Source organism: Streptomyces sp. NPDC059092 (genome assembly GCF_042756365.1).
Lineage (GTDB): Bacteria > Actinomycetota > Actinomycetes > Streptomycetales > Streptomycetaceae > Streptomyces.
This window is the reverse complement of sequence record NZ_JBHZEJ010000029.1, coordinates 23,113-42,241: the sequence shown is the minus strand read 5'-3', so window position 1 is coordinate 42,241 and position 19,129 is coordinate 23,113. Positions and strand designations below refer to the sequence as shown.

Genomic DNA, 19,129 nt, shown 5'->3' with positions numbered 1-19,129 from the left:
GGAGGTCGAAGAAACGGTCGCCGTCCGGCCGGCCCGGACCCCGCCCGGTATCGCATCGCCACCTCTCACCAGGGCTCCGGCCCTCCCTCCGGATGCCAAGGAGTTTTCATGACCTACCGCATCGACCCTGAACTCTCCCCGGGTGTAGTGCAGTTGTCCCAGTTCCGCTTCGCGGACTACGCCACTCTGCGCGCGATGGAGGGTGGGACTCCGGCACAGGCACCGAAGTACGAGCCGGAGGTACCGGTGACCGTCCGCGATGTCCTCGTGCCCGGCCTCCGTAACACCCCGGACGTACGCGTCCGCGTCTACACCCCGGCCGAACAGCAGGGAGAACGTCCTGGTCTCCTGTACATCCACGGTGGCGGGTTCGTTCTGGGCAGCGTCGCACTGTCCGACGCCCACTGCCTGCGCATCGCCGAGCGGGCCGGCACGACCGTCGTGTCCGTGGACTACCGCCGCGCCCCCGACGACCGTTTCCCCGCGGCCGTCGAGGACTGTTACGCGGCCCTGGTGTGGACCGCAGAGAACGCGACGGAGCTGGCCATCGATCCGCGGCGGCTCGGCATCATGGGCGAGAGCGCCGGAGGAGGACTGGCCGCGGCCGTCACCCTGATGGCCCGCGACCGCGGCGGCCCGGCACTGTGTTTCCAGCTCCTCGCCGCACCCGAGATCGACGACCGCCTGGACACGCCCTCGATGCGCGCCTACCACGACACACCGGGATGGAACCGTCCCAGCGCCGAACTCAGCTGGGACCTCTACCTCGGCGAGGGCCTCCGCGGCGGTGACCAGGTCTCCGCCTACGCGGCACCCGCCCGGGTGGAGAACCTGAGCGGTCTGCCGCCCGCCTTCGTGACGGCCGGCCAGTTCGACCCCTTGCGCGACGAGGACATCAACTACGCCCAGCGGCTGGCCCAGGCCGGTGTCCCCACCGAACTACGCCTCTACCCCGGCACGTTCCACGGCTCGCACATGGTCACCGAAGCCGCGATCACCCAAAGGATGTTCTCCGACCAGACAGAAGCCCTGCGCCGCGGTCTGCGCGCCGACACCACACACGACGAACCACGAGGAAACCTCGCATGACCACCCCGCACACGGCCACGCCCGCACCGCGCACCAACGTCATCGTGGCCACGCTCGCCGGCGCCGGCATCGTGGCCTCCCTGATGCAGACCCTCGTGGTCCCTCTCATCGGCGAACTCCCCCAACTGCTCGACACATCGGCGTCCAACGCCTCGTGGGTACTCACCGCGACCCTGGTCACCGGAGCGATAGCAACCCCCGTCATCGGACGCCTGGGAGACCTGCACGGCAAACGACGCCTCCTGATGGCGTGCATCGCCGTGCTGATACTCGGCTCCGTGATCTGCGCCCTGTCCGGCACCCTCGTACCGATGATCATCGGCCGGGCGTTCCAGGGCGTCGGAATGGGCATCGTGCCGCTCGGCATCAGCACCCTGCGCGACATCGTGCCGCCGGAACGCATGGGCAGCTCGGTGGCGCTCATGAGTGCCTCGCTCGGTATCGGCGGCGCCCTGGGCCTCCCGCTGGCCGCCGCCGTGGCCCAGAACTTCGACTGGCATGTGCTGTTCTGGGGTTCGGCCGTCCTCAGCGCGCTGATGGGCCTCGCGATCCTCCGCCTCGTTCCCACGGTGCCCTCGGCCGCGAAGGGCCGCTTCGACATCCCCGGAGCAATCGGGCTCGCGGCCGGTCTCGTCTGCCTGCTCCTCGGTGTCTCCAAGGGCGCGGACTGGGGATGGGGCAGCGTAACCACCCTGGGACTCCTCGCCGCCGCCGTGGTCATCCTGCTGGCCTGGGGCTGGTTCGAACTGCGCACCCGCGACCCCCTGGTCGACCTGCGCACCACCGCCCGGCGCCAGGTGCTGCTGACCAACGTGGTATCCGTGGTCATCGGCTTCGCGATGTACGCGCAGTCCCTGGTGGCCCCGCAACTGCTCCAGCTTCCCGAGGCCCTGGGCTACGGGCTCGGACAGTCCATGCTGGCGGCCGGCCTGTGGATGGCTCCGGCGGGCGTGGTGATGATGCTCCTCTCCCCGCTCGGAGCGAAGCTCTCCGCACGCTCGGGCCCCCGCGCCTCCCTGCTCGTCGGATCCCTGGTCATCGCGGCCGGTTACGCCGTGGCCCTGGCGCTGATGGGATCCACCATCGGCGTTCTCCTCTTCAGCTGCGTGATCAGCGCCGGCGTCGCCTTCGCCTACGGCGCGATGCCCGCCCTCATCATGAGCGCCGTCCCGCAGTCGGAGACCGCCGCCGCCAACGGCTTCAACTCCCTGATGCGCGCCCTCGGCACCTCGGTCTCCAGCGCCGTCGTCGGAGTCGTCCTCGCCCGGATGAGCCAGAACATCGGCGGCCACAGCATCCCCACGGAGAGCGGCTTCCGCGTCGCCTTCATCATCGGAGCCGCCGTCGCCGCAGCGGCAGCAGCCCTGACACTGGCCATCCCCCGCCGCACCGTCTCCACCCCGGCGCTGGACACCCCGGCCAGGGATTCCGCGGAACCCGCTCCCACTACCGCCGCTGTCTGAGTCATACGGCACAACCCGACTCGCCGCCCGCGATATCGGCCCGGGGCCCGGATCCCGCCGCCCCGGGCCCCGGGCCGATGGTTCGGATCAGGGTGCCGAGTTCAGGCCCTTCAAGCCGGCCTTCGCCTGCTGGGAGCGCAGAGGCAGAAAGACCTGCTGATCACCGACGACCTGCTGGCCCTGCTTGCTGAGGATGAAACGGGTCAACTCCTCCATGACCGGGTCGAGCTGCTTACCCGGCCGTTTGTTGAAATTCAGGTAGGTGACACGGCTCAACGGATACGCGGCCGAGGCGACGTTCTCGTACGTCGGGGCGTAGGCGGGACCGCCCTCGTGGTCGCTCAGCGAGATGACCTTGACGCCCTTGTCGACGTAGGCCATGCCGGTGTAGCCGATCGCGTACGGATCCTCGTCGACCTCCTTGGCGAGGTTGAAGACCGTCTTCTCCCAGTGCACCGCCGGATCAGCCGGGGTGCTGCCGTCGGCGGCCCCGGGGCGCCATTCACCGCGCTTGCCGTCGTGGTCCAGCACCCGCTGCCGGACGAACTCCTCGAACCCGTTCCAGGGCTGGAGCCCCACGATGTGGATGGGCTTGTCGGCCCACTCGCCGGTGGCGCCCAGATCACCCCACGTCCTGGCCGCCGCTCCGCCCCGGTTACGTGTCGTCGACAGGGCCGCGTCGAGCTGGTCCAGGGAAAGCTTGTCGATCGGGTTCTTCTTGTTGACCATGAACCCCACGGAATCCAGGAACCCGTAATGCCGGTAACTCCCCCCGGATATGGGAACGGTCAGCGGATCGTAGCCGAAGGCATCACGGAAACCTTCGATGTCGCTCGGCTTGAGTTCGCGGGAGACGAACACACAGTCCAGATTCCCCTTGATCAGTTCCAGCGCACCGAGACTGCCCGCATAGGGCGGCTCGACCGAAATGTTGACCTTGGGATACTTCTTCTCGAACTCCTTGATCCAGCTCTTGGAGAGGTCGGCGAGCACATCCGAGGCCCCGCACTGATAATCGCCGCGCAGAGAATTCCCGGGCTTGGCGTGGTACTTCCCCAGAGAGCCGTCGAGCGCCGGCTGCAACAGCTCGGGATCCGGCAGAGGACGCCCATGCGCCTTGTTGTACTCGTCCTGCTCGGCCGTCTGCGGGGTGACCGAATCCTGTGGGGCGATGGCCCACGAGGTCAGATCGTCCGCGTGGTGATCGGTGCCGGCAAGGCTGGCAACAGTGCCTGCCGCCGTGAGGGCGAACGCGATGGACAGGGCAGTGGCCGCCCGTACCGTACGTTTCATCAATGGCCTCCGAAAGGATCCGATGGAGCTGCACGCGAGGCTTGCCGCGACGCCGTCTTACCGATGCAGCGATGCCGACCGGAACGCTAGAGGCAGCGTTCTCCCCGGGCCAGACAACCATGACTAAAACCCGTTGATAGCCGTTCTGCTCATTTTGCTTTCGCGGCGTCGGGCACGCCGACACAGCGCGAGTCGGACGGTTTCCGCTACGCGGTCGACGCACACAGTTGGACAACGGCATGCAGCCACGAGCAGCCCTCGCCGACGGATTCCGACAAGCCGCCCGGGAATCGGATGGAGCCCGGCTCACCGACCGCGTTCACCGCGGAGCTCTCCTTCCTCACTCCACGCGTTCCGTCCGCCGGCGCCTCGTCAGCCTCTGGCGCAGCAGACCGCTCGGAAGCCGCCCCGACGGTTCGACGCGTGGCCAACGCGTGCCCGGCAGCGCCCAGGTACAGACAGAAACACCTGGACAGACCGAGCCGGACGGGAGGCGAGGATCTCCGCCCTCCGGCTCCCCCGTGCCCCCCTCCGGCGTCTCCTCCGCCACCTGCACCCTCGGTTCCGCCGGTTCCGCCGCCGTCAGTTCCGCGCCCTCGCCCGGCGCGAGACCACCGCGCGCAGCACCCGCTGGCCCTCGGTCGACAGATCCATCGCCCGGCGCATCGCGCCCGCGTCGCCCACCGGGTCGGTCAGGATCTCCAGGACCCGGATCTGGCGCCGCAGCTCACCGGCGACCAGCGGGCCGACACCGTCGCCACCCTCCGTCACGTCCACCGCGTCGGCGACGGCCGCCGGGTCCTCACGGCACCGCACCAGCCACTCGGCCGCGGCGGCGCTGCCGCTCTCGCCGACCGCGTCGAGCTTCTGATGGATCTCCAGCGCGACGACGGAGCAGGTGTCGGCCCAGACCCGCAGCGGCTCGGCCTCCCACCGGGGCGGCGCGGAGCCGAGCATCGTCCGTACGAGCGCGAGGGTGACCCCCGCGCCGGAACCGCCCCCGGCCTCCGAAGCCGCGGACTCCGGCTCGGGACCCGGCTCCGCCGCCATCACCGCGTCCAGCGCGGCCCTGGCCTCCGCCAGCCGGTCCGGCCACTCCGCCGCGCCCGCGGCGACGCCCGCCCAGAGCGGGCGCAGCACGTCGGTCTCCTCGGCCAGGGGTGGCAAGCACCGGTCGAGGCAGGCCAGACCGCTCGCGGCCAGGCCTCGCTCGTCCGCTTGCGCGATCAGTTTCACCAGACTCATGGACGTCTCCCGTCGCGGACGCAGTACTGACCAGTACTGCGTCAATCATCCGGAAAACGTCACTCCGAGATCGCGCGTAGACCACCCATAGGCCGTGGAACGCCCATGCGTGCATCAACCATCTTTCAACGGCCCGCCCCGGGGATCCGGGGGCGGGGGCTAACGGTGGAGGCCGCCGCGTCGCGGAACGGCCTCGAAGACCTGGCCGCCGGTCGCCTTCGTGTGCTGCATACGGGTCAGCTTCCGTACGAAGAGGAGGGCGAGCACTGCGGCGGCGATGTCCAGCAGGTCCACGGCGAAGAGCGCGGCGGCGGCCTGCCTGACCTCCTCGGCCTCCTCCGCCTTGTCGTACGCGCGGGAGGCGTACCGACCCAGCACCAGCGTGCAGACCCACGCCGTCCACCAGGCGTTGACGAGCGCGTACGAGACCCGGGGCGCCGCGCCGTCCGGGCCCGGCCGGGTGCTCGCCGCCCAGATGTCGCCCGCGACCCGGCGCGGCAGCCAGAAGTTGGCGAACGGGACGAACCATCCGCCGATGGCCCAGCCCGCGGACATGCGATGGGCGCTCGGGTCGAAGACGTCCGCGTTCCTCCGTACCCGGTGGAACCAGACGAGGAAGACGACGGCCGTCGCGAGGACCGCGGCGACCTGTGCCACCCCTGACGCGGCGTAGAGCAGGTCGGCGCGGTCCAGATCCTCGTCGGTGAAGGCGTCGAAGTCCTCGTTGACGACGTCGGTCATCAGCCCGTGCACCCGGGCGCCCGCCAGAAGCGCGAAGAGGTCCGCGGCGATGACCGCGCAGAACAGGGCGACCAGCGCCGTACCGAGCCCGACCGGCGAGGCGAGCCGCGCCCCGCCGGGCACCGGTGCGGACATGGGCCCCGGCGCGGGTCCCTTCCCGGCCCTCCCGTGCGTCGCGGCGCACTCCGCGCAGAGCCCTTCCGCGGTGGCCGCGGCTCTTGCCCGGCACTGGGAACACAGCATGGAAAAACGCCCCCCGAGGCCCGAAGGCGGGCCCTCCCCAGGCCCCGCGGGCCTGTCCGTCCTGCGCCCGCCCCGGGCGCCCGCGGAACATATGTGTCCCGCGGGCGCCCTGTCCACAGGGTTCGGGCGTGGTTCAGACGCCGAGCTTCCCCGCGAGCGCCGTGAACGCGCTCCAGCTCAGCGTCGGCTTGTCCGGGTTCCACACCTTCTGGGCCACCGCGGCGAGCGGCATCCTGATGCCCTGGGCGACCTGGGCCTCGGTCTGGGCGTTCGGGAAGTCGCCCCAGATCGCGAACATGCCGCCCTGGATCTGCTTCGAGTACCGCTCGGGCACCGGCTTCGTGCCCCGCAGGACCAGCGGGGTCCACTGCTCGTAGATCCGCTTCCCGGTCGGGTAGACGAAGTCGTTCGGCTGACCGAGCACGTAGTAGAGGTACTCGTCGTTGAAGTTCACGACGTCGCGCCCCTCACTCAGGTAGGCGACCGGCTCGCGCGCCCCGATCTCCTTGCCCGTCCAGTACTGGACCTCCATGTTCGGGTCGGCCTTCACGACCCCGCCCTTGAACAGGCCGTCGTTCCAGACCTTGAGCTTCTTGTCGTACGGGCCGAGCGCCTTGCCCCGGTCGTTGGTCCAGGCCGTCGTCAGGTCCTGGATCCGCGCGTTCGGGCCGTACTTCTGGACCGCGAGCCGGGCCAGCTTCGGGTAGGAGGCCTCGGGGTTCCGGACCACGAGGGCCTGGTACTCGTCCGCGCCGAGGTTCCACCACTTGCCGGGGAAGAGCTGGGCGAACTCGCTCTGGAGGTCGTCCACCATCTTCGCCGCCGCGGGCTGGGAGATGTCGATCGCGCCCGGCGTCGGCTTCCCGTTGACGTTGCGGAGCTGGAGGGAGGGGTGCGGGCGCATCACGGCGCCGAGGTGTCCGGGCGAGTCGATCTCCGGGACGACGGTGATGTGCAGCTGGTCGGCGAGCGCCAGGATCTGCCGGACCTGGGCCTTGGTGAGGTGCTGCTGGGAGACGATCTCGGGGTGGGTCGTGGACTCGATCCGGAACCCCTGGTCGTCGGAGAAGTGCAGGCCGAGCTGGTTGAGCTTGAGGTCGGCCATCTCGCGCAGCCGGTCCTCGATCCAGCCCGGCGTGTAGTACTTGCGGGCGATGTCGAGGTTGAGCCCGCGCTGCGGCCGGGCGGGGGCGTCCTGTACGACGCCTTCGGGCATCGTGCCGTCGGCGCGTACGGCCTGCTTGAGCGTGCGGGTGCCGTAGAAGACCCCGGCCTGGTCGGGTCCGGTGATCCGCACCTTGTTGTCGCGGGCGGTGAGGGTGTACGACTCGGCGGCGCCGCTGCCGCTCGCGAGGGCCAGCTCGACATCGCCGGGCCGGGCGGCGACCGCGCCCCGGTAGGAGATCTTCAGCTCCTGGGAGAGCAGCTTCCCCTCGTCGGCCAGCCCCTCACTGCCCTTGGCTATGACGACCCCGCTGTTCGGGGCGGGTTTCCAGCCGGGGCCCCTGGCGGCCTCGTGCTTCCGTACGGAGGGTATGGACTGCGGCGCCGTGGAGAGCGGATAGGACCGTGTGGGTGAGGGCGTGGCCGCGGCGCTCGTGGCGGAGCGGCCCGCCGTGTTGTCCGAGGAGCCGGCGTTCCCGCTCCCGGAGTCGCAGCCCGCTACGGTGACGGCGGTGGCCAGGGCTACGGCCGCCGCTGCGGCCCGGGTGCCCGGGGATGACCACATCACTCAAACCTCCTCTGTACGGATGTACGGCATACGTGCGACACGATTACGGCGAAGGTCCCACGGCGGCGTCCATTCCGCGCGCCGAAACTCTCCCATCCGGGTGAATCGCGCGCAGCCGCCGGACGTCCCGCTCAAGGCATCGATAACGTTTACGACGCATCCGCCCCTGGGAGCTCAACCATTTCGTGTGCGATCACGTCTGTCTCTGTGCGGGTCACGTGTGCAGGCCGTATGAACGGATCGTGCAGGGCTGTTACGGCCGTACGCACAGGTCATTCATACAGGCCGCCCGCACAGGTCACCGCACCTGTCGTACCACCCACAGATCATCCGCTCGTCACATCACGCCATTTCCGCCGGCATGTGCCTCCGGGGCATGTGCCCGACTGCTGTCGTCCCACCGCGTTCGAGGAGCCTCCGCTGTCCCGCGCATCAGACGCCGGCCACTCGGACGGCCTCCCCCGTCCGACCGGCCTCGCCCGCTTCAACGCCGCCCCGCAGACCGCGGCCGAAACCGCGCTGCTCGCCTGCTGCGGCAGCCACCGCTGGGCCCGGCGCGTCGCCGCACACCGCCCGTACCCCGATCTCGACTCGCTGCTCGCCGCCTCCGACGAGGCCGGTTACGACCTGCCGCTGCCCGACCTCACGGAAGCGCTCACCGCCGAGTCCTCCGCCGTACCGCCGCACCCCGCGCCGCCCGCCGCGCGGACCGCGCTGCACGCCGCGCACGCCGCGTACGAGAGCAGCTTCGGGCACGCCTTCGTGATCAGCCTCGACGACCGGAGGCCCGAGGAGCACCTGGACCACATACTGGCCGGTATCCGCACCCGGCTCTCGCACGACCCCGACCTGGAGCTCTCCGTCTCCGCCGACGAGCTGCGGCGACTCGCCCGGGGCCGGATCGTCCGCCTGCTCTCCGGAGGGGCCGACGGGCGCGCTCCGGGGCCGCCGGATCCCCGTACACCGGACCCCCGCACACCGGAATCCGGCGGGGTGGTCCCCCGCGGTTCCGGACCGTTCGGGCTGTTCAGGGTGGAGCGATAGCCCGTCCGTGGCTGTTTGATTGCCTGTTTGATCACATCTATGGGACCCCACGCGAAGGAACCGACAAGTCGTCGCTACCATTGCCGGGGCCGGTGGACCGTACCCGGCCGGGCGCGACCGACACCACTGTGCTTGATTGAGTAGAAGATGGCGGCCGGCCCCGATCCCCGCTCCCGGAGGGCTTTTCCGTGCCGGCTGGAACGCTGTACCGCGGCCGGGAAGGAATGTGGTCGTGGGTGGCTCATCGAGTCACCGGCGTGCTCATCTTCTTCTTCCTGTTCGTACACGTGCTGGACACCGCTCTCGTCCGCGTCTCCCCAGAGGCGTACGACGATGTCGTGGCGACCTACAAGACGCCGCTCGTGGCGCTGCTCGAATACGGCCTGGTGGCCGCGATCCTCTTCCACGCGCTCAACGGCCTGCGTGTCATCGCCGTGGACTTCTGGTCCAAGGGCCCCCGCTACCAGAAGCAGATGCTCTGGTCAGTCGTGGGCATCTGGATCGTTCTGATGGTCGGCGCCCTCTACCCCGTGCTCGGCCACGCCGTACGCGAAGTCTTCGGGAGCTGAGAGTTCTGATGTCCACCGACACCACGCCCGCTTCCACTTCCGCGATCAGTCCCGTCGAGGGCGAAGAGCCTGTGGGACAGTTCAGCGCCGACAACCCGGCTCCGCTCATCGAGCCGCCGCGCAAACGCACCGGCAAGACCCCGAAGTCGACCCGCGGCAACTTCGAGATGGCCGCGTGGCTCTTCATGCGCCTCTCCGGAGTCGTCCTCGTCGTCCTGGTCATCGGCCACCTCCTCATCCAGCTCGTGCTGGACGGCGGTGTGTCCAAGATCGGCTTCGCCTTCGTGGCCGGCCGCTGGGCCTCCCCGTTCTGGCAGGTCTGGGATCTGCTGATGCTCTGGCTCGCCATGCTGCACGGCGCCAACGGCCTCCGCACGATCATCAACGACTACGCGGAGCGCCCCAACACGCGCCTGTGGCTCAAGGGCCTGCTGTACACCGCCACGGTGTTCACCATCCTTCTGGGCTCGCTGGTGATCTTCACCTTCGACCCGAACATCCGCTAGAGCCGGGGCAGACGAGACCATGAAGATCCACAAGTACGACACCGTCATCGTCGGCGCCGGCGGCGCCGGTATGCGCGCGGCCATCGAGTCGACCAAGCGCAGCCGTACGGCGGTGCTGACGAAGCTCTACCCGACCCGCTCCCACACGGGCGCCGCGCAGGGCGGCATGGCCGCCGCGCTCGCCAACGTGGAGGAGGACAACTGGGAGTGGCACACCTTCGACACGATCAAGGGCGGCGACTACCTGGTCGACCAGGACGCCGCCGAGATCCTGGCGAAGGAGGCCATCGACGCGGTCCTCGACCTGGAGAAGATGGGCCTGCCGTTCAACCGCACCCCGGACGGCACCATCGACCAGCGCCGCTTCGGCGGGCACTCCCGTAACCACGGCGAGGCGCCGGTACGCCGGTCCTGCTACGCCGCGGACCGTACGGGCCACATGATCCTCCAGACGCTGTACCAGAACTGCGTCAAGGAGGGCGTGGAGTTCTTCAACGAGTTCTACGTCCTGGACCAGCTCCTCGTCGAGATCGACGGGGTCAAGAAGTCGGCCGGCGTCGTCGCGTACGAGCTGGCCACCGGCGAGATCCACGTCTTCCAGGCGAAGTCGGTCATCTACGCGTCCGGCGGCACCGGCAAGTTCTTCAAGGTGACCTCGAACGCGCACACCCTGACCGGTGACGGCCAGGCCGCGTGCTACCGCCGCGGGCTGCCGCTGGAGGACATGGAGTTCTTCCAGTTCCACCCGACGGGCATCTGGCGCATGGGCATCCTGCTGACGGAGGGCGCCCGCGGTGAGGGCGGCATCCTCCGCAACAAGGACGGCGAGCGCTTCATGGAGAAGTACGCGCCCGTCATGAAGGACCTCGCCTCGCGTGACGTCGTCTCGCGCTCCATCTACACGGAGATCCGCGAGGGCCGCGGCTGCGGCCCCGAGGGCGACCACGTCTACCTGGACCTGACGCACCTGCCGCCGGAGCAGCTCGACGCCAAGCTGCCCGACATCACGGAGTTCGCCCGGACCTACCTGGGCATCGAGCCGTACACGGACCCGATCCCGATCCAGCCGACCGCGCACTACGCCATGGGCGGCATCCCCACCAACGTCCAGGGCGAGGTCCTCCTCGACAACACGACGGTCGTCCCCGGGCTGTACGCGGCCGGCGAGGTCGCCTGCGTGTCGGTGCACGGCGCCAACCGCCTCGGCACCAACTCGCTGCTCGACATCAACGTCTTCGGCCGCAGGTCGGGCATCGCCGCGGCCGAGTACGCCGCGAAGAACGACTACGTCGAGCTGCCCGAGGACCCGGCTTCGCTGGTCGAGGCCCAGGTCGAGCGGCTGCGCGCGTCCACGGGCAAGGAGCGGGTCGCGGAACTGCGCCTGGAACTCCAGGAGTGCATGGACGCCAACGTGATGGTGTTCCGTACGGAGCAGACCATCAAGACGGCCGTCGAGAAGATCGGCGAGCTGCGCGAGCGCTACCTGAACGTGTCCGTCCAGGACAAGGGCAGGCGGTTCAACACGGACCTGCTGGAGGCCGTCGAGCTGGGCAACCTGCTCGACCTGGCCGAGGTGATGGCCGTCTCCGCGCTCGCCCGCAAGGAGTCGCGCGGCGGTCACTACCGCGAGGACTTCCCCAACCGTGACGACGTGAACTTCATGCGCCACACCATGGCGTACCGCGAGGTCGGCGACGACGGCAACGAGTCCATCCGTCTCGACTACAAGCCGGTCGTCCAGACCCGCTACCAGCCGATGGAGCGTAAGTACTGATGGCTACCCCGACCCTGGACAAGCTGAGCGCGCTGGAGGCGGACTCCACCTCCTCGCACCTCATCGCGGTCACGTTCCGGATCCGCCGGTTCAACCCCGAGGTCTCCGCGGAGGCCGAGTGGCAGGACTTCCAGATCGACATCGATCCGAAGGAGCGCGTCCTCGACGCCCTCCACAAGATCAAGTGGGAGGTCGACGGCACGCTGACGTTCCGGCGCTCCTGCGCGCACGGCATCTGCGGCTCCGACGCGATGCGGATCAACGGCCGTAACCGGCTGGCGTGCAAGACGCTGATCAAGGACATCATCTCGACGGACAAGAGCGGCGTGGTCGCCAAGCCGGTCACGATCGAGGCCATCAAGGGGCTGACGGTCCTCAAGGACCTGATCGTCGACATGGACCCGTTCTTCCAGGCGTACCGCGACGTGATGCCCTTCCTGGTCACCAGCGGCAACGAGCCGACGCGTGAGCGCCTGCAGTCCGCCGAGGACCGTGAGCGTTTCGACGACACCACCAAGTGCATCCTGTGCGCCGCGTGCACGTCGTCCTGCCCGGTGTTCTGGAACGACGGGCAGTACTTCGGCCCGGCCGCGATCGTCAACGCGCACCGTTTCATCTTCGACTCGCGTGACGAGGCGGGCGAGCAGCGCCTGGAGATCCTCAACGACAAGGACGGCGTGTGGCGTTGCCGCACGACGTTCAACTGCACGGACGCCTGCCCGCGCGGTATCGAGGTCACGAAGGCCATCCAGGAGGTCAAGCGCGCGCTGATCACGCGTCGCTTCTGACCCCTCCGCGGCATCGCCCGGCCGGAGGCCCGTTCCCGTACGCACTTCGTACGGGAACGGGCCTCCGGTGTGTCAGGATCGGGGCGAGGACGCCGAGAAGGCCCTGATGGGCCAGGGGAAGCGGGGAAAGAATGAGCCAGCCGAATCCGTACGCGGACGGTGACTACACGTGGGGCCCGGCCCAGCAGTCCGGGCCCGGCACCCCCGCGGCGGGCACGCCCGGACAGGTGACCCCGGGGATCCACACGCCCGGGACCCCGCAGTACGACTTCCCGCCCCCGACACTCGCCGACGGCCAGGCGCTCACACCCCCGGGATACGGCTTCCCGCCGCCGGGCCAGGGCTACCCCCCGGTGCCGGCCGGCGCCGCGCACGCCGGCGGCGGAGCCCACACCGGCGGCGGAGCACCGCTGCTGGCGATCGGGGACATCACGGTCACGGCCGACTCGATCATCACCCCTTCGGGCACGATGCCGCTGAAGGGCGCGGTCTGGAACGCGACGGACATGTCCCGCACGGAGGAGAAGATCCCCACGCACGCCATCGTGCTGGCGATCGTCTTCGGTCTGCTCTGCCTGGTCGGGCTCTTCTTCCTCCTGATGAAGGAGAAGCGGACGACGGGCTTCATCCAGGTCATGGTCACGAGCGGCGGCAGGCACCACTCGACGATGATTCCGGCGATGGGCCCGGAGTCCTTCCAGATGGTCATGGGGCAGATCAACTACGCGCGGTCGCTCAGCAACATGTGAGACCGGGCCCGTCTCGGGGCGCTTCGGGCGCCCTCGACGCCCCGCGTGGGGATCGGTGTCCGCGAGTCGATCGAGAGCGAGCTGGACTCCAGCGCCGAGGCTTACAGAGCATCGACGTTCGCGCCGGACAGCCGGTTCCGACAGTCGAGCACATACGGCGCGTGCTCAAGGATCGTCTCGTAGTCGAATTCCGCATGGTCCGTGAGCAGTACCACGGCGTCGGATGCCGTGACCTCCTCCGCGGTCGCTTCTACTCGGATCAGGCGTGCGCTGATACGGGCGTCGCCCATGACGTGCGGGTCCGCGCCGCGCACCTCGGCACCGAGGTCGAGCAGTAGCTCAGCGACACGCACCGATGGAGACTCGCGGACGTCGGAGGTGTTGGCCTTGTAGGCCAGGCCGAGCAGCAGGACACGCGATCCCCTGACGGCCATACGACGCGTATTGAAAGCCTCCATGAGCCGCCGGACCACGTAGTCCGGCATGTGGTTGTTCACGTCGTTGGCGAGCTCCACGAACCGGAACGAGACACCGACGTCGCGTTCGACCTTCCACGACAGAAATGACGGGTCGATCGGCAGGCAGTGTCCGCCGACACCGGGACCGGGGGTGAACCGCATGTAGCCGAACGGCTTGGACGTGGCGGCGTCGATCGCCTCCCAGACGTTCAGGCCGAGCGGCCGGGCGAGCATCGCCATCTCGTTGACCAGCGCGATGTTGACGTGCCGGAAGATGTTCTCGATCAGCTTGGTCAGCTCCGCCACTTTCGTTGTGGAGACCGGAACAGTGGTCTCCACCAAGCCGTCGTAGAAGCCTTTGACCACGTCGAGCGACGCGGCGTCGATGCCGGACACTACTTTGGGTGTCTTGTCGAACGGCCATTTCTTGTTTCCCGGATCGATGCGCTCGGGGCTGAAGCCGATGTGAAAGTCCGCACCAGCGATCAGGCCCGACGACTTCTCCAAGATCGGTAACACCAGCTCCTCGGTGGTACCGGGGTAGGTCGTGGACTCCAGGACCACGGTCGCGCCGGGGCGCAGGTGCGCGCCAAGCGTATGAGCGCAGGACTCGATGTAGGTCAGGTCGGGCACACCGTCCCGCAGCGGGGTCGGCACAGTGATCACTGCGATGTCGAACCGGGCCAGCGCGGCGGCTTCGGCGGTCACGGAATAGGCCCCGGAGTCCAGCACTGCACCGAGCCGCGCAGACGCCACGTCCTCCACATACGACTCGCCAGTGGCGATCTGCTGAACGCGACGCGGGTCCACGTCGTAGCCGACGACACGGTGGCCCACCTCTGCGGCGCGCACGGCCAGTGGCAGCCCCACATAGCCCTGACCGGCGACAACAACATACATGGCAGCTCCCACTACGATCGCAGTGCTTGAATGGACCGTCGTCCCTGGCCTAACAAGGAGAAGCGCTGTGCCCCTGGTGTCCGTCGTGATGCCCGTGTACAACTCGGCAGCCACTCTCGGCGCAGCAATCCGGTCGGTGCTCACGCAGACCCACAGCGATCTGGAGCTGCTGGTCACCGACGACAAATCCTCCGACAACTCCATGGATCTACTCATGGAATTCGCCCGGCAGGACAAGCGCGTGCTGCCGGAATCGGCACCCGAACGGGGCGGCGCCGGCCGGGCACGCAACCTCGCTATCGCGCGAGCCCGGGGGGACTACGTCGCCTTTCTTGACAGTGACGACATGTGGCTTCCGGAGAAGACCGAGCGACAAATTGAGTTCGCCGCTACGGGCAGCGCGCCTCTGACATTCACCTCCTACTACAAAATGGACGCCGACTACGACGGCGAGAGCACCGATTTCATCCCGAACGGCCGCGTGGTCCAGGCGCGAGAACACGTGGACTACCGCGCGATGCTGGTCCAGGATCACATCGGGGCGCTGACGGCCATGTACGACCGCACCGTCCTTGGCACCAGGCTGATGCCGGAGATGCTGAAGCGACAGGACTACGCCCTGTGGCTGTCGATCATGCGTGACGGCGCTGACGCCCGGGGCCTTCCGGAGCCACTTGCGGTGTACAGGGCCCACCAGGCAGGATCGCTTTCCTCCAACAAGCTGTCGCTGGTCCCGTACAACTGGTCTCTGTACCGCGAGCACGAGGGGCTGTCGGTCCCCCGGTCGACGCGGGCGCTGGCCGGCGCCGTGTGGCAGTCGCTGCGCAATTCGCGGATCTAGGACTCGCTGCGAGACCCGCCCTGTGCCACCTACAAGGCGGCCGGTCCGGTGGTGCCTGCACTGCGCAGGAACATTTGGAGGAGCAAGCGACGGTTCTCGGGTGCGACACGGTACTGGCCGTCGCCGAGCGGTTCGCGGCCGTGGACCCAGCGGTGCTGGTTCACAATCAAGAAGTCTCCACGCCGGAGCGTATAGGAGACCTGGCCCGCGACCATCTGGTCCGCGAGCTCTCGGGCGGCGTGGACGTGTTCCTTGTCGAGTCCGGACTCCGCGAGCATCTTGGCCGTGAACCGTACGAATCCGTGGTCTTCGGGTTCGCCGTCCAGGACGGGGAACGGCGTGTACTCCTCGCCCACACCGGACAGATCGAAGAAGCCTCCGTAGCTGTATGCGGAGTCGGCCAGGAGGGCGCGACTCGATGGCGTCAGTCGCGATACGGCCTCGCGAGCGTCGGAGAGAATGCTCGCGCCGGCTCCGAGCGGGTCGGGTCGGACGCACAGAAGCGTGGTGTAGTCCGGCGGCTGGGTCGCGTTGACCAAGTCCATGTGGAACGCGTTGTACCCCGTACCGGTGGACAGGCCGGGATTGGCATTGAGGTTGACCCCGATTTCCTTCCACAGCGGCCATCGCCGGAAGGGCTGGAAAGGGATCGCTACTTCGGCGAGAATCGCCATTGCCAGGCGGAGGAACTGTTCTCCGACCCCCAACGCTTGAGCGATGTTCCCCAGACGCACCACGGCGCATCCGCCAGTCACCCCGTTCAGCGTGGAGACAAGGGGGCCCCTGAGCTCATCGGATAACGGAACCGAATCCAGTGCGGCCCGGTACCGCTCGATCGTGGAATCCGCCATGAAGGCGCCCTCCACGCTCCAGGCGGGAAGCGTGCTTCCGATCTCGATCAGATCTTCTTCCAGCTCCCTCGACAGGTCGATGAAGCCCTCCCACCCAGCATTCACGATCTCGCGCATTGTGTTGTCCCTTTCTGCGGGTTCGCTTCGCCCGGCTGGGCGAAGCGTTGCTCGCCCCGTCAGCAGTCCGGCGAGGCACACTCCGGGCGTCAGTTCTTCAGCGCCCCTTGCTGAGCTTGTGCACCGGAGGGAGTCAGTTCGTGGACTCGTCGGCCGGCCCAGCCTGGATCACGACGGACACGCTCGGCCCGCCGCCTCAGGCGGCGGAGGCGCGGGCCCGGTCGCGGGCGACGGGTCGTAGTCCGGGCACTTCGGGCTGCCGCACTCGCACGGCGGCCACTTCAGCGCCGACCCGGGCGCCAGGTCGGCGCCATCCGCACCGGGAACACCCTTCCGCACCACGAGGACGCCATCCGTCCCGAACGTGGCGATCAACAGGGAAAGGCGTCGCCGCGCCTCGCTGCCTGTCGTTCCGGCTTCCACGGTCCGCGCTCCGGCCAACTCGTCCGGGTCGCCCGTCCTCGTATCGGTGGCTTGCTCACACATGGGGGATGTACCTTCCGTTATCACGCACTCGCTTTCTGTATTCAAGCTTCGGCGTTCGCGAGCGCGCCCAACAGACAGGGAAGCTGGACGCTGATGGCTGTCCAGCAGACATTCGGGAGTTCATGTGACTGTCGAAGGCGAAACCGAAGAGACGGCCGACCCGACCATCTCTCCTCTCGCCCACTTCGGCGTTGAGGTACGGCTTGAGCGCGAGCGCCTGGGGATCACGCGCGAAGCGCTCGGGAAGGAGGCATGCTGCGGTTACTCACTCGTGGCAAAGATCGAATCCGGGAAACGAGTACCGCCGCTGAACTTCGCCGAGGCGTGCGACCGGATGTTCCCGCACTCCAACGGGCGCTTCGTCAGGCTCTGGCCGCTTGCCCTGCGGTGGGCCTTCCCGCCGTGGTTCCGCCGATACGTCGAACTGGAGTGGACAGCCACCTCGTTGCACATGTTCCACCCGCAGCTCCTGCCTGGCATCGTGCAGACGGAGGAGTACGCGCGGGCAGTACTGCGTACGGGGCGCCCGGTCAATCTTGAAGCCCTGGTGACCGCCCGCGTCGAGCGTCAGCGCGTCCTTGAGCGAAAGGAGCCGACCCGGTTGTGGCTCGTCCTGAACGAGGCCGTTCTTCGTAACACCGTGGGCAACAAAGTTGTGATGCGGAACCAACTTGCCCGTCTCCTGCACCTCGCCCAGACACCGCCACACGTCGTGCAGATCATCCCGGACAGAGGTAATCACCACGGTTGGGCCAGCCCGTTCGGGCTGTTGTCATTCGCCGAGGGCACTGATGTGGTCCACGTCGACGGATTCCCACGTGGCTATCTCCTGGCGGATACTGACGATGTGACCACGGCTAACGGTGCCTATGATCTGCTCAGAGCCATGGCCTCGTCACCGGACGAGTCGGTAGGAATGATCGACTCCATCTCGAAGGATTACTACTCATGATCAATCCCGACCGCATCCCGGAAGAGAACTGGCGGAGTTCTACCTACAGCCAGAACAACGGCGGCGAGTGCATCGAGGTCGCGGACGGCATCGCCCACACCATCCCCGTCCGGGACTCCAAGACACCCGAAGGCCCGCACCTCACCTTCCCGCACGCCGCGTTCGGCGCCTTCGTCCACGCCGTACGCCGGGGCCAGTTCGAAGCCTCCTGACTCCCCCTCCCCTCCCTCCTCGCTGGTGACGGAGGTACCGGACTGCGGGGCCTCCACACCGGAACCCCCATCTTGAACGCGTTCAAAAGGAGGTCTAGAGTCATGACGTCAGCTTTTGAACACGTTCAAAGGGAGGGTGGGGCATGGACCTCACTGTTGTCGCGTATGTCGCCTACCTGCTGATCAGCGTCGCACTGACCGTATGGGTCGCCCGGACGCTCAGCCGGAACGGGCGGCTCTTTCTCTCCGACGTGCTCCGAGGGGACGAAAAGCTCGCCGATGCCGTCAACCACCTGCTGGTCGTCGGCTTCTACCTGGTCAACCTCGGCTTCGTCGCGCTGTACCTGAAGGCCGCCGACGCCGTCGAGAACGCGCGGGGGCTCTTCGAGGCCCTTTCGGTGAAGGTCGGTGTCGTCCTGCTGGTGCTCGGGGTGATGCACCTGGGCAATGTGTACGTGCTCAACAAGATGCGGCGGCGCGGGCTCCTGGAGCGCGAGCAGACCCCGCCCGTGGCGCCGCAGGGCTGGACGGGCACCGCCGTCGCCGGGAGCTGAGCGGCGATGGCCGGCACCGCGCCCCACCCGGGCACCACGCCCCACCCCGGCGCCGCACCCCGCCCGCACTCCGCGCCCCGGCTGCCCGTACGGCGGCTGACCTTCCTCTACGACGCGCAGTGCGGGCTCTGCGTCCATCTGCGGCACTGGCTGATGCGTCAGCCCCAGCTCGTACCGCTCGACCCGGTGCCCGCAGGGTCGCGGGAGGCCCGGCGGCGGTTCCCCGGTCTCGATCACGGCGCCACGCTCAAGGAGATCACCGTGATCGGGGACAGCGGCCAGATCTACCGGGGGACGGCAGCCTGGATCGTCTGCCTCTGGGCGCTGGCCGAACACCGGCCCCGGGCCCACTGGCTGGCCACCCCGGCCGGGGCGCCCTTCGCCAGGGTGAGCGTGCTCGCCGCGTCGAAGTACCGGGAGCTGACGGCGGCGGGCCGTACGGACGGCGACGGACTCTGCTTTGACGGACTCTGCGTTGACGGCGGGGCGTGCGCCGTGCCCGCCCCGCCGCCGCCCGCGTGA

At 68.4% G+C, this 19,129-nt stretch carries 19 protein-coding genes; 13 read left to right on the top strand and 6 right to left on the bottom strand.

The genetic code is table 11. The annotated features are described in order from the left end of the window. Positions 1-108: 108 nt before the first annotated feature. Positions 109-1,089 (top strand): alpha/beta hydrolase, encoded by a 981-nt coding sequence (locus ACFXPL_RS18755; RefSeq protein WP_384920183.1) that lies wholly within the window; start codon positions 109-111, stop codon positions 1,087-1,089. Beyond that, the gene (locus tag ACFXPL_RS18750; protein WP_384920180.1) at positions 1,086-2,552 is read left to right on the top strand and encodes an MFS transporter; all 1,467 of its coding nucleotides are present in this window, start codon (positions 1,086-1,088) and stop codon (positions 2,550-2,552) included. Before ACFXPL_RS18755 ends, ACFXPL_RS18750 begins: the two co-directional genes overlap by 4 nt. A gap of 87 nt (positions 2,553-2,639) precedes the next feature. Here ACFXPL_RS18750 and ACFXPL_RS18745 read toward each other — a convergent pair whose 3' ends face one another. The 4 genes from ACFXPL_RS18745 to ACFXPL_RS18730 form a co-directional block, all read right to left on the bottom strand. Continuing rightward, positions 2,640-3,845: a PstS family phosphate ABC transporter substrate-binding protein gene (locus tag ACFXPL_RS18745; protein ID WP_384920177.1), complete on the bottom strand. Its 1,206-nt coding sequence runs from the start codon at positions 3,843-3,845 to the stop codon at positions 2,640-2,642. Between the two features lie 582 nt (positions 3,846-4,427). Then, the gene (locus ACFXPL_RS18740; RefSeq protein WP_384920174.1) at positions 4,428-5,090 is read right to left on the bottom strand and encodes a hypothetical protein; all 663 of its coding nucleotides are present in this window, start codon (positions 5,088-5,090) and stop codon (positions 4,428-4,430) included. Between the two features lie 159 nt (positions 5,091-5,249). After that, positions 5,250-5,966 carry a DUF4328 domain-containing protein gene (locus tag ACFXPL_RS18735; RefSeq protein WP_384920171.1) on the bottom strand — a complete coding sequence of 239 codons (717 nt, stop codon included), beginning with the start codon at positions 5,964-5,966 and terminating at the stop codon, positions 5,250-5,252. A 241-nt stretch (positions 5,967-6,207) separates the two neighbouring features. Then, entirely contained in the window at positions 6,208-7,803 is a 1,596-nt protein-coding gene (locus ACFXPL_RS18730; RefSeq protein WP_384920168.1) for a glycoside hydrolase family 20 protein, read from the bottom strand. 423 nt (positions 7,804-8,226) lie between these two features. Here ACFXPL_RS18730 and ACFXPL_RS18725 point away from each other — a divergent pair, with 423 nt between their 5' ends. The 6 genes from ACFXPL_RS18725 (at position 8,227) to ACFXPL_RS18700 (ending at position 13,236) form a co-directional block, all read left to right on the top strand. Next, the gene (locus tag ACFXPL_RS18725; RefSeq protein WP_384920304.1) at positions 8,227-8,850 is read left to right on the top strand and encodes a 2-oxo-4-hydroxy-4-carboxy-5-ureidoimidazoline decarboxylase; all 624 of its coding nucleotides are present in this window, start codon (positions 8,227-8,229) and stop codon (positions 8,848-8,850) included. Between the two features lie 188 nt (positions 8,851-9,038). Continuing rightward, positions 9,039-9,419 (top strand): succinate dehydrogenase, cytochrome b556 subunit, encoded by a 381-nt coding sequence (gene sdhC, locus ACFXPL_RS18720; RefSeq protein WP_384920165.1) that lies wholly within the window; start codon positions 9,039-9,041, stop codon positions 9,417-9,419. An 8-nt stretch (positions 9,420-9,427) separates the two neighbouring features. Further along, on the top strand, positions 9,428-9,925 hold the full coding sequence (locus tag ACFXPL_RS18715; protein WP_384920162.1) for a succinate dehydrogenase hydrophobic membrane anchor subunit: 498 nt from the start codon (positions 9,428-9,430) through the stop codon (positions 9,923-9,925). A 19-nt stretch (positions 9,926-9,944) separates the two neighbouring features. Then, positions 9,945-11,699, top strand: coding sequence for a succinate dehydrogenase flavoprotein subunit (sdhA, locus tag ACFXPL_RS18710; protein WP_384920159.1), 1,755 nt, complete (start codon positions 9,945-9,947; stop codon positions 11,697-11,699). Further along, on the top strand, positions 11,699-12,487 hold the full coding sequence (locus tag ACFXPL_RS18705) for a succinate dehydrogenase iron-sulfur subunit (protein ID WP_384920156.1): 789 nt from the start codon (positions 11,699-11,701) through the stop codon (positions 12,485-12,487). Before sdhA ends, ACFXPL_RS18705 begins: the two co-directional genes overlap by 1 nt. Before the next feature lie 131 nt (positions 12,488-12,618). Then, positions 12,619-13,236, top strand: coding sequence for a hypothetical protein (locus ACFXPL_RS18700; protein ID WP_384920153.1), 618 nt, complete (start codon positions 12,619-12,621; stop codon positions 13,234-13,236). Positions 13,237-13,337: 101 nt separating this feature from the next. On the opposite strand, the gene ACFXPL_RS18695 is transcribed toward ACFXPL_RS18700, so the two are convergent. Then, positions 13,338-14,594: a nucleotide sugar dehydrogenase gene (locus tag ACFXPL_RS18695; protein WP_384920150.1), complete on the bottom strand. Its 1,257-nt coding sequence runs from the start codon at positions 14,592-14,594 to the stop codon at positions 13,338-13,340. Between the two features lie 67 nt (positions 14,595-14,661). On the opposite strand from ACFXPL_RS18695, the gene ACFXPL_RS18690 reads away from it, so the two are divergent. Continuing rightward, positions 14,662-15,435 (top strand): glycosyltransferase family 2 protein, encoded by a 774-nt coding sequence (locus ACFXPL_RS18690; RefSeq protein ID WP_384920147.1) that lies wholly within the window; start codon positions 14,662-14,664, stop codon positions 15,433-15,435. Positions 15,436-15,464: 29 nt separating this feature from the next. Here ACFXPL_RS18690 and ACFXPL_RS18685 read toward each other — a convergent pair whose 3' ends face one another. Further along, positions 15,465-16,403, bottom strand: a complete 939-nt coding sequence (locus tag ACFXPL_RS18685) for a TauD/TfdA family dioxygenase (protein ID WP_384920144.1) — start codon at positions 16,401-16,403, stop codon at positions 15,465-15,467. Between the two features lie 610 nt (positions 16,404-17,013). On the opposite strand from ACFXPL_RS18685, the gene ACFXPL_RS18680 reads away from it, so the two are divergent. The 4 genes from ACFXPL_RS18680 to ACFXPL_RS18665 all read left to right on the top strand — a co-directional run bounded on the left by ACFXPL_RS18680 (position 17,014) and on the right by ACFXPL_RS18665 (position 19,129). After that, on the top strand, positions 17,014-17,841 hold the full coding sequence (locus tag ACFXPL_RS18680; protein WP_384920140.1) for a Scr1 family TA system antitoxin-like transcriptional regulator: 828 nt from the start codon (positions 17,014-17,016) through the stop codon (positions 17,839-17,841). Then, complete coding sequence (locus ACFXPL_RS18675) at positions 17,838-18,053, top strand: DUF397 domain-containing protein (RefSeq protein WP_384920137.1); 216 nt, start codon at positions 17,838-17,840, stop codon at positions 18,051-18,053. Before ACFXPL_RS18680 ends, ACFXPL_RS18675 begins: the two co-directional genes overlap by 4 nt. 143 nt (positions 18,054-18,196) lie before the next feature. Next, complete coding sequence (locus ACFXPL_RS18670) at positions 18,197-18,607, top strand: hypothetical protein (protein WP_384920135.1); 411 nt, start codon at positions 18,197-18,199, stop codon at positions 18,605-18,607. A 6-nt stretch (positions 18,608-18,613) separates the two neighbouring features. After that, entirely contained in the window at positions 18,614-19,129 is a 516-nt protein-coding gene (locus tag ACFXPL_RS18665) for a thiol-disulfide oxidoreductase DCC family protein (protein WP_384920132.1), read from the top strand.

Excerpts from the sequence above, each read along its gene's own strand:
- ACFXPL_RS18755 (WP_384920183.1), top strand. The coding sequence starts at position 109 with ATGACCTACCGCATCGACCCTGAACTCTCCCCGGGTGTAGTGCAGTTG.
- ACFXPL_RS18750 (WP_384920180.1), top strand. The coding sequence starts at position 1,086 with ATGACCACCCCGCACACGGCCACGCCCGCACCGCGCACCAACGTCATC.
- ACFXPL_RS18745 (WP_384920177.1), bottom strand. The coding sequence starts at position 3,845 with ATGAAACGTACGGTACGGGCGGCCACTGCCCTGTCCATCGCGTTCGCC.
- ACFXPL_RS18740 (WP_384920174.1), bottom strand. The coding sequence starts at position 5,090 with ATGAGTCTGGTGAAACTGATCGCGCAAGCGGACGAGCGAGGCCTGGCC.
- ACFXPL_RS18735 (WP_384920171.1), bottom strand. The coding sequence starts at position 5,966 with ATGTCCGCACCGGTGCCCGGCGGGGCGCGGCTCGCCTCGCCGGTCGGG.
- ACFXPL_RS18730 (WP_384920168.1), bottom strand. The coding sequence starts at position 7,803 with ATGTGGTCATCCCCGGGCACCCGGGCCGCAGCGGCGGCCGTAGCCCTG.
- ACFXPL_RS18715 (WP_384920162.1), top strand. The coding sequence starts at position 9,428 with ATGTCCACCGACACCACGCCCGCTTCCACTTCCGCGATCAGTCCCGTC.
- sdhA (WP_384920159.1), top strand. The coding sequence starts at position 9,945 with ATGAAGATCCACAAGTACGACACCGTCATCGTCGGCGCCGGCGGCGCC.
- ACFXPL_RS18705 (WP_384920156.1), top strand. The coding sequence starts at position 11,699 with ATGGCTACCCCGACCCTGGACAAGCTGAGCGCGCTGGAGGCGGACTCC.
- ACFXPL_RS18700 (WP_384920153.1), top strand. The coding sequence starts at position 12,619 with ATGAGCCAGCCGAATCCGTACGCGGACGGTGACTACACGTGGGGCCCG.
- ACFXPL_RS18695 (WP_384920150.1), bottom strand. The coding sequence starts at position 14,594 with ATGTATGTTGTTGTCGCCGGTCAGGGCTATGTGGGGCTGCCACTGGCC.
- ACFXPL_RS18685 (WP_384920144.1), bottom strand. The coding sequence starts at position 16,403 with ATGCGCGAGATCGTGAATGCTGGGTGGGAGGGCTTCATCGACCTGTCG.
- ACFXPL_RS18675 (WP_384920137.1), top strand. The coding sequence starts at position 17,838 with ATGATCAATCCCGACCGCATCCCGGAAGAGAACTGGCGGAGTTCTACC.
- ACFXPL_RS18670 (WP_384920135.1), top strand. The coding sequence starts at position 18,197 with ATGGACCTCACTGTTGTCGCGTATGTCGCCTACCTGCTGATCAGCGTC.
- ACFXPL_RS18665 (WP_384920132.1), top strand. The coding sequence starts at position 18,614 with ATGGCCGGCACCGCGCCCCACCCGGGCACCACGCCCCACCCCGGCGCC.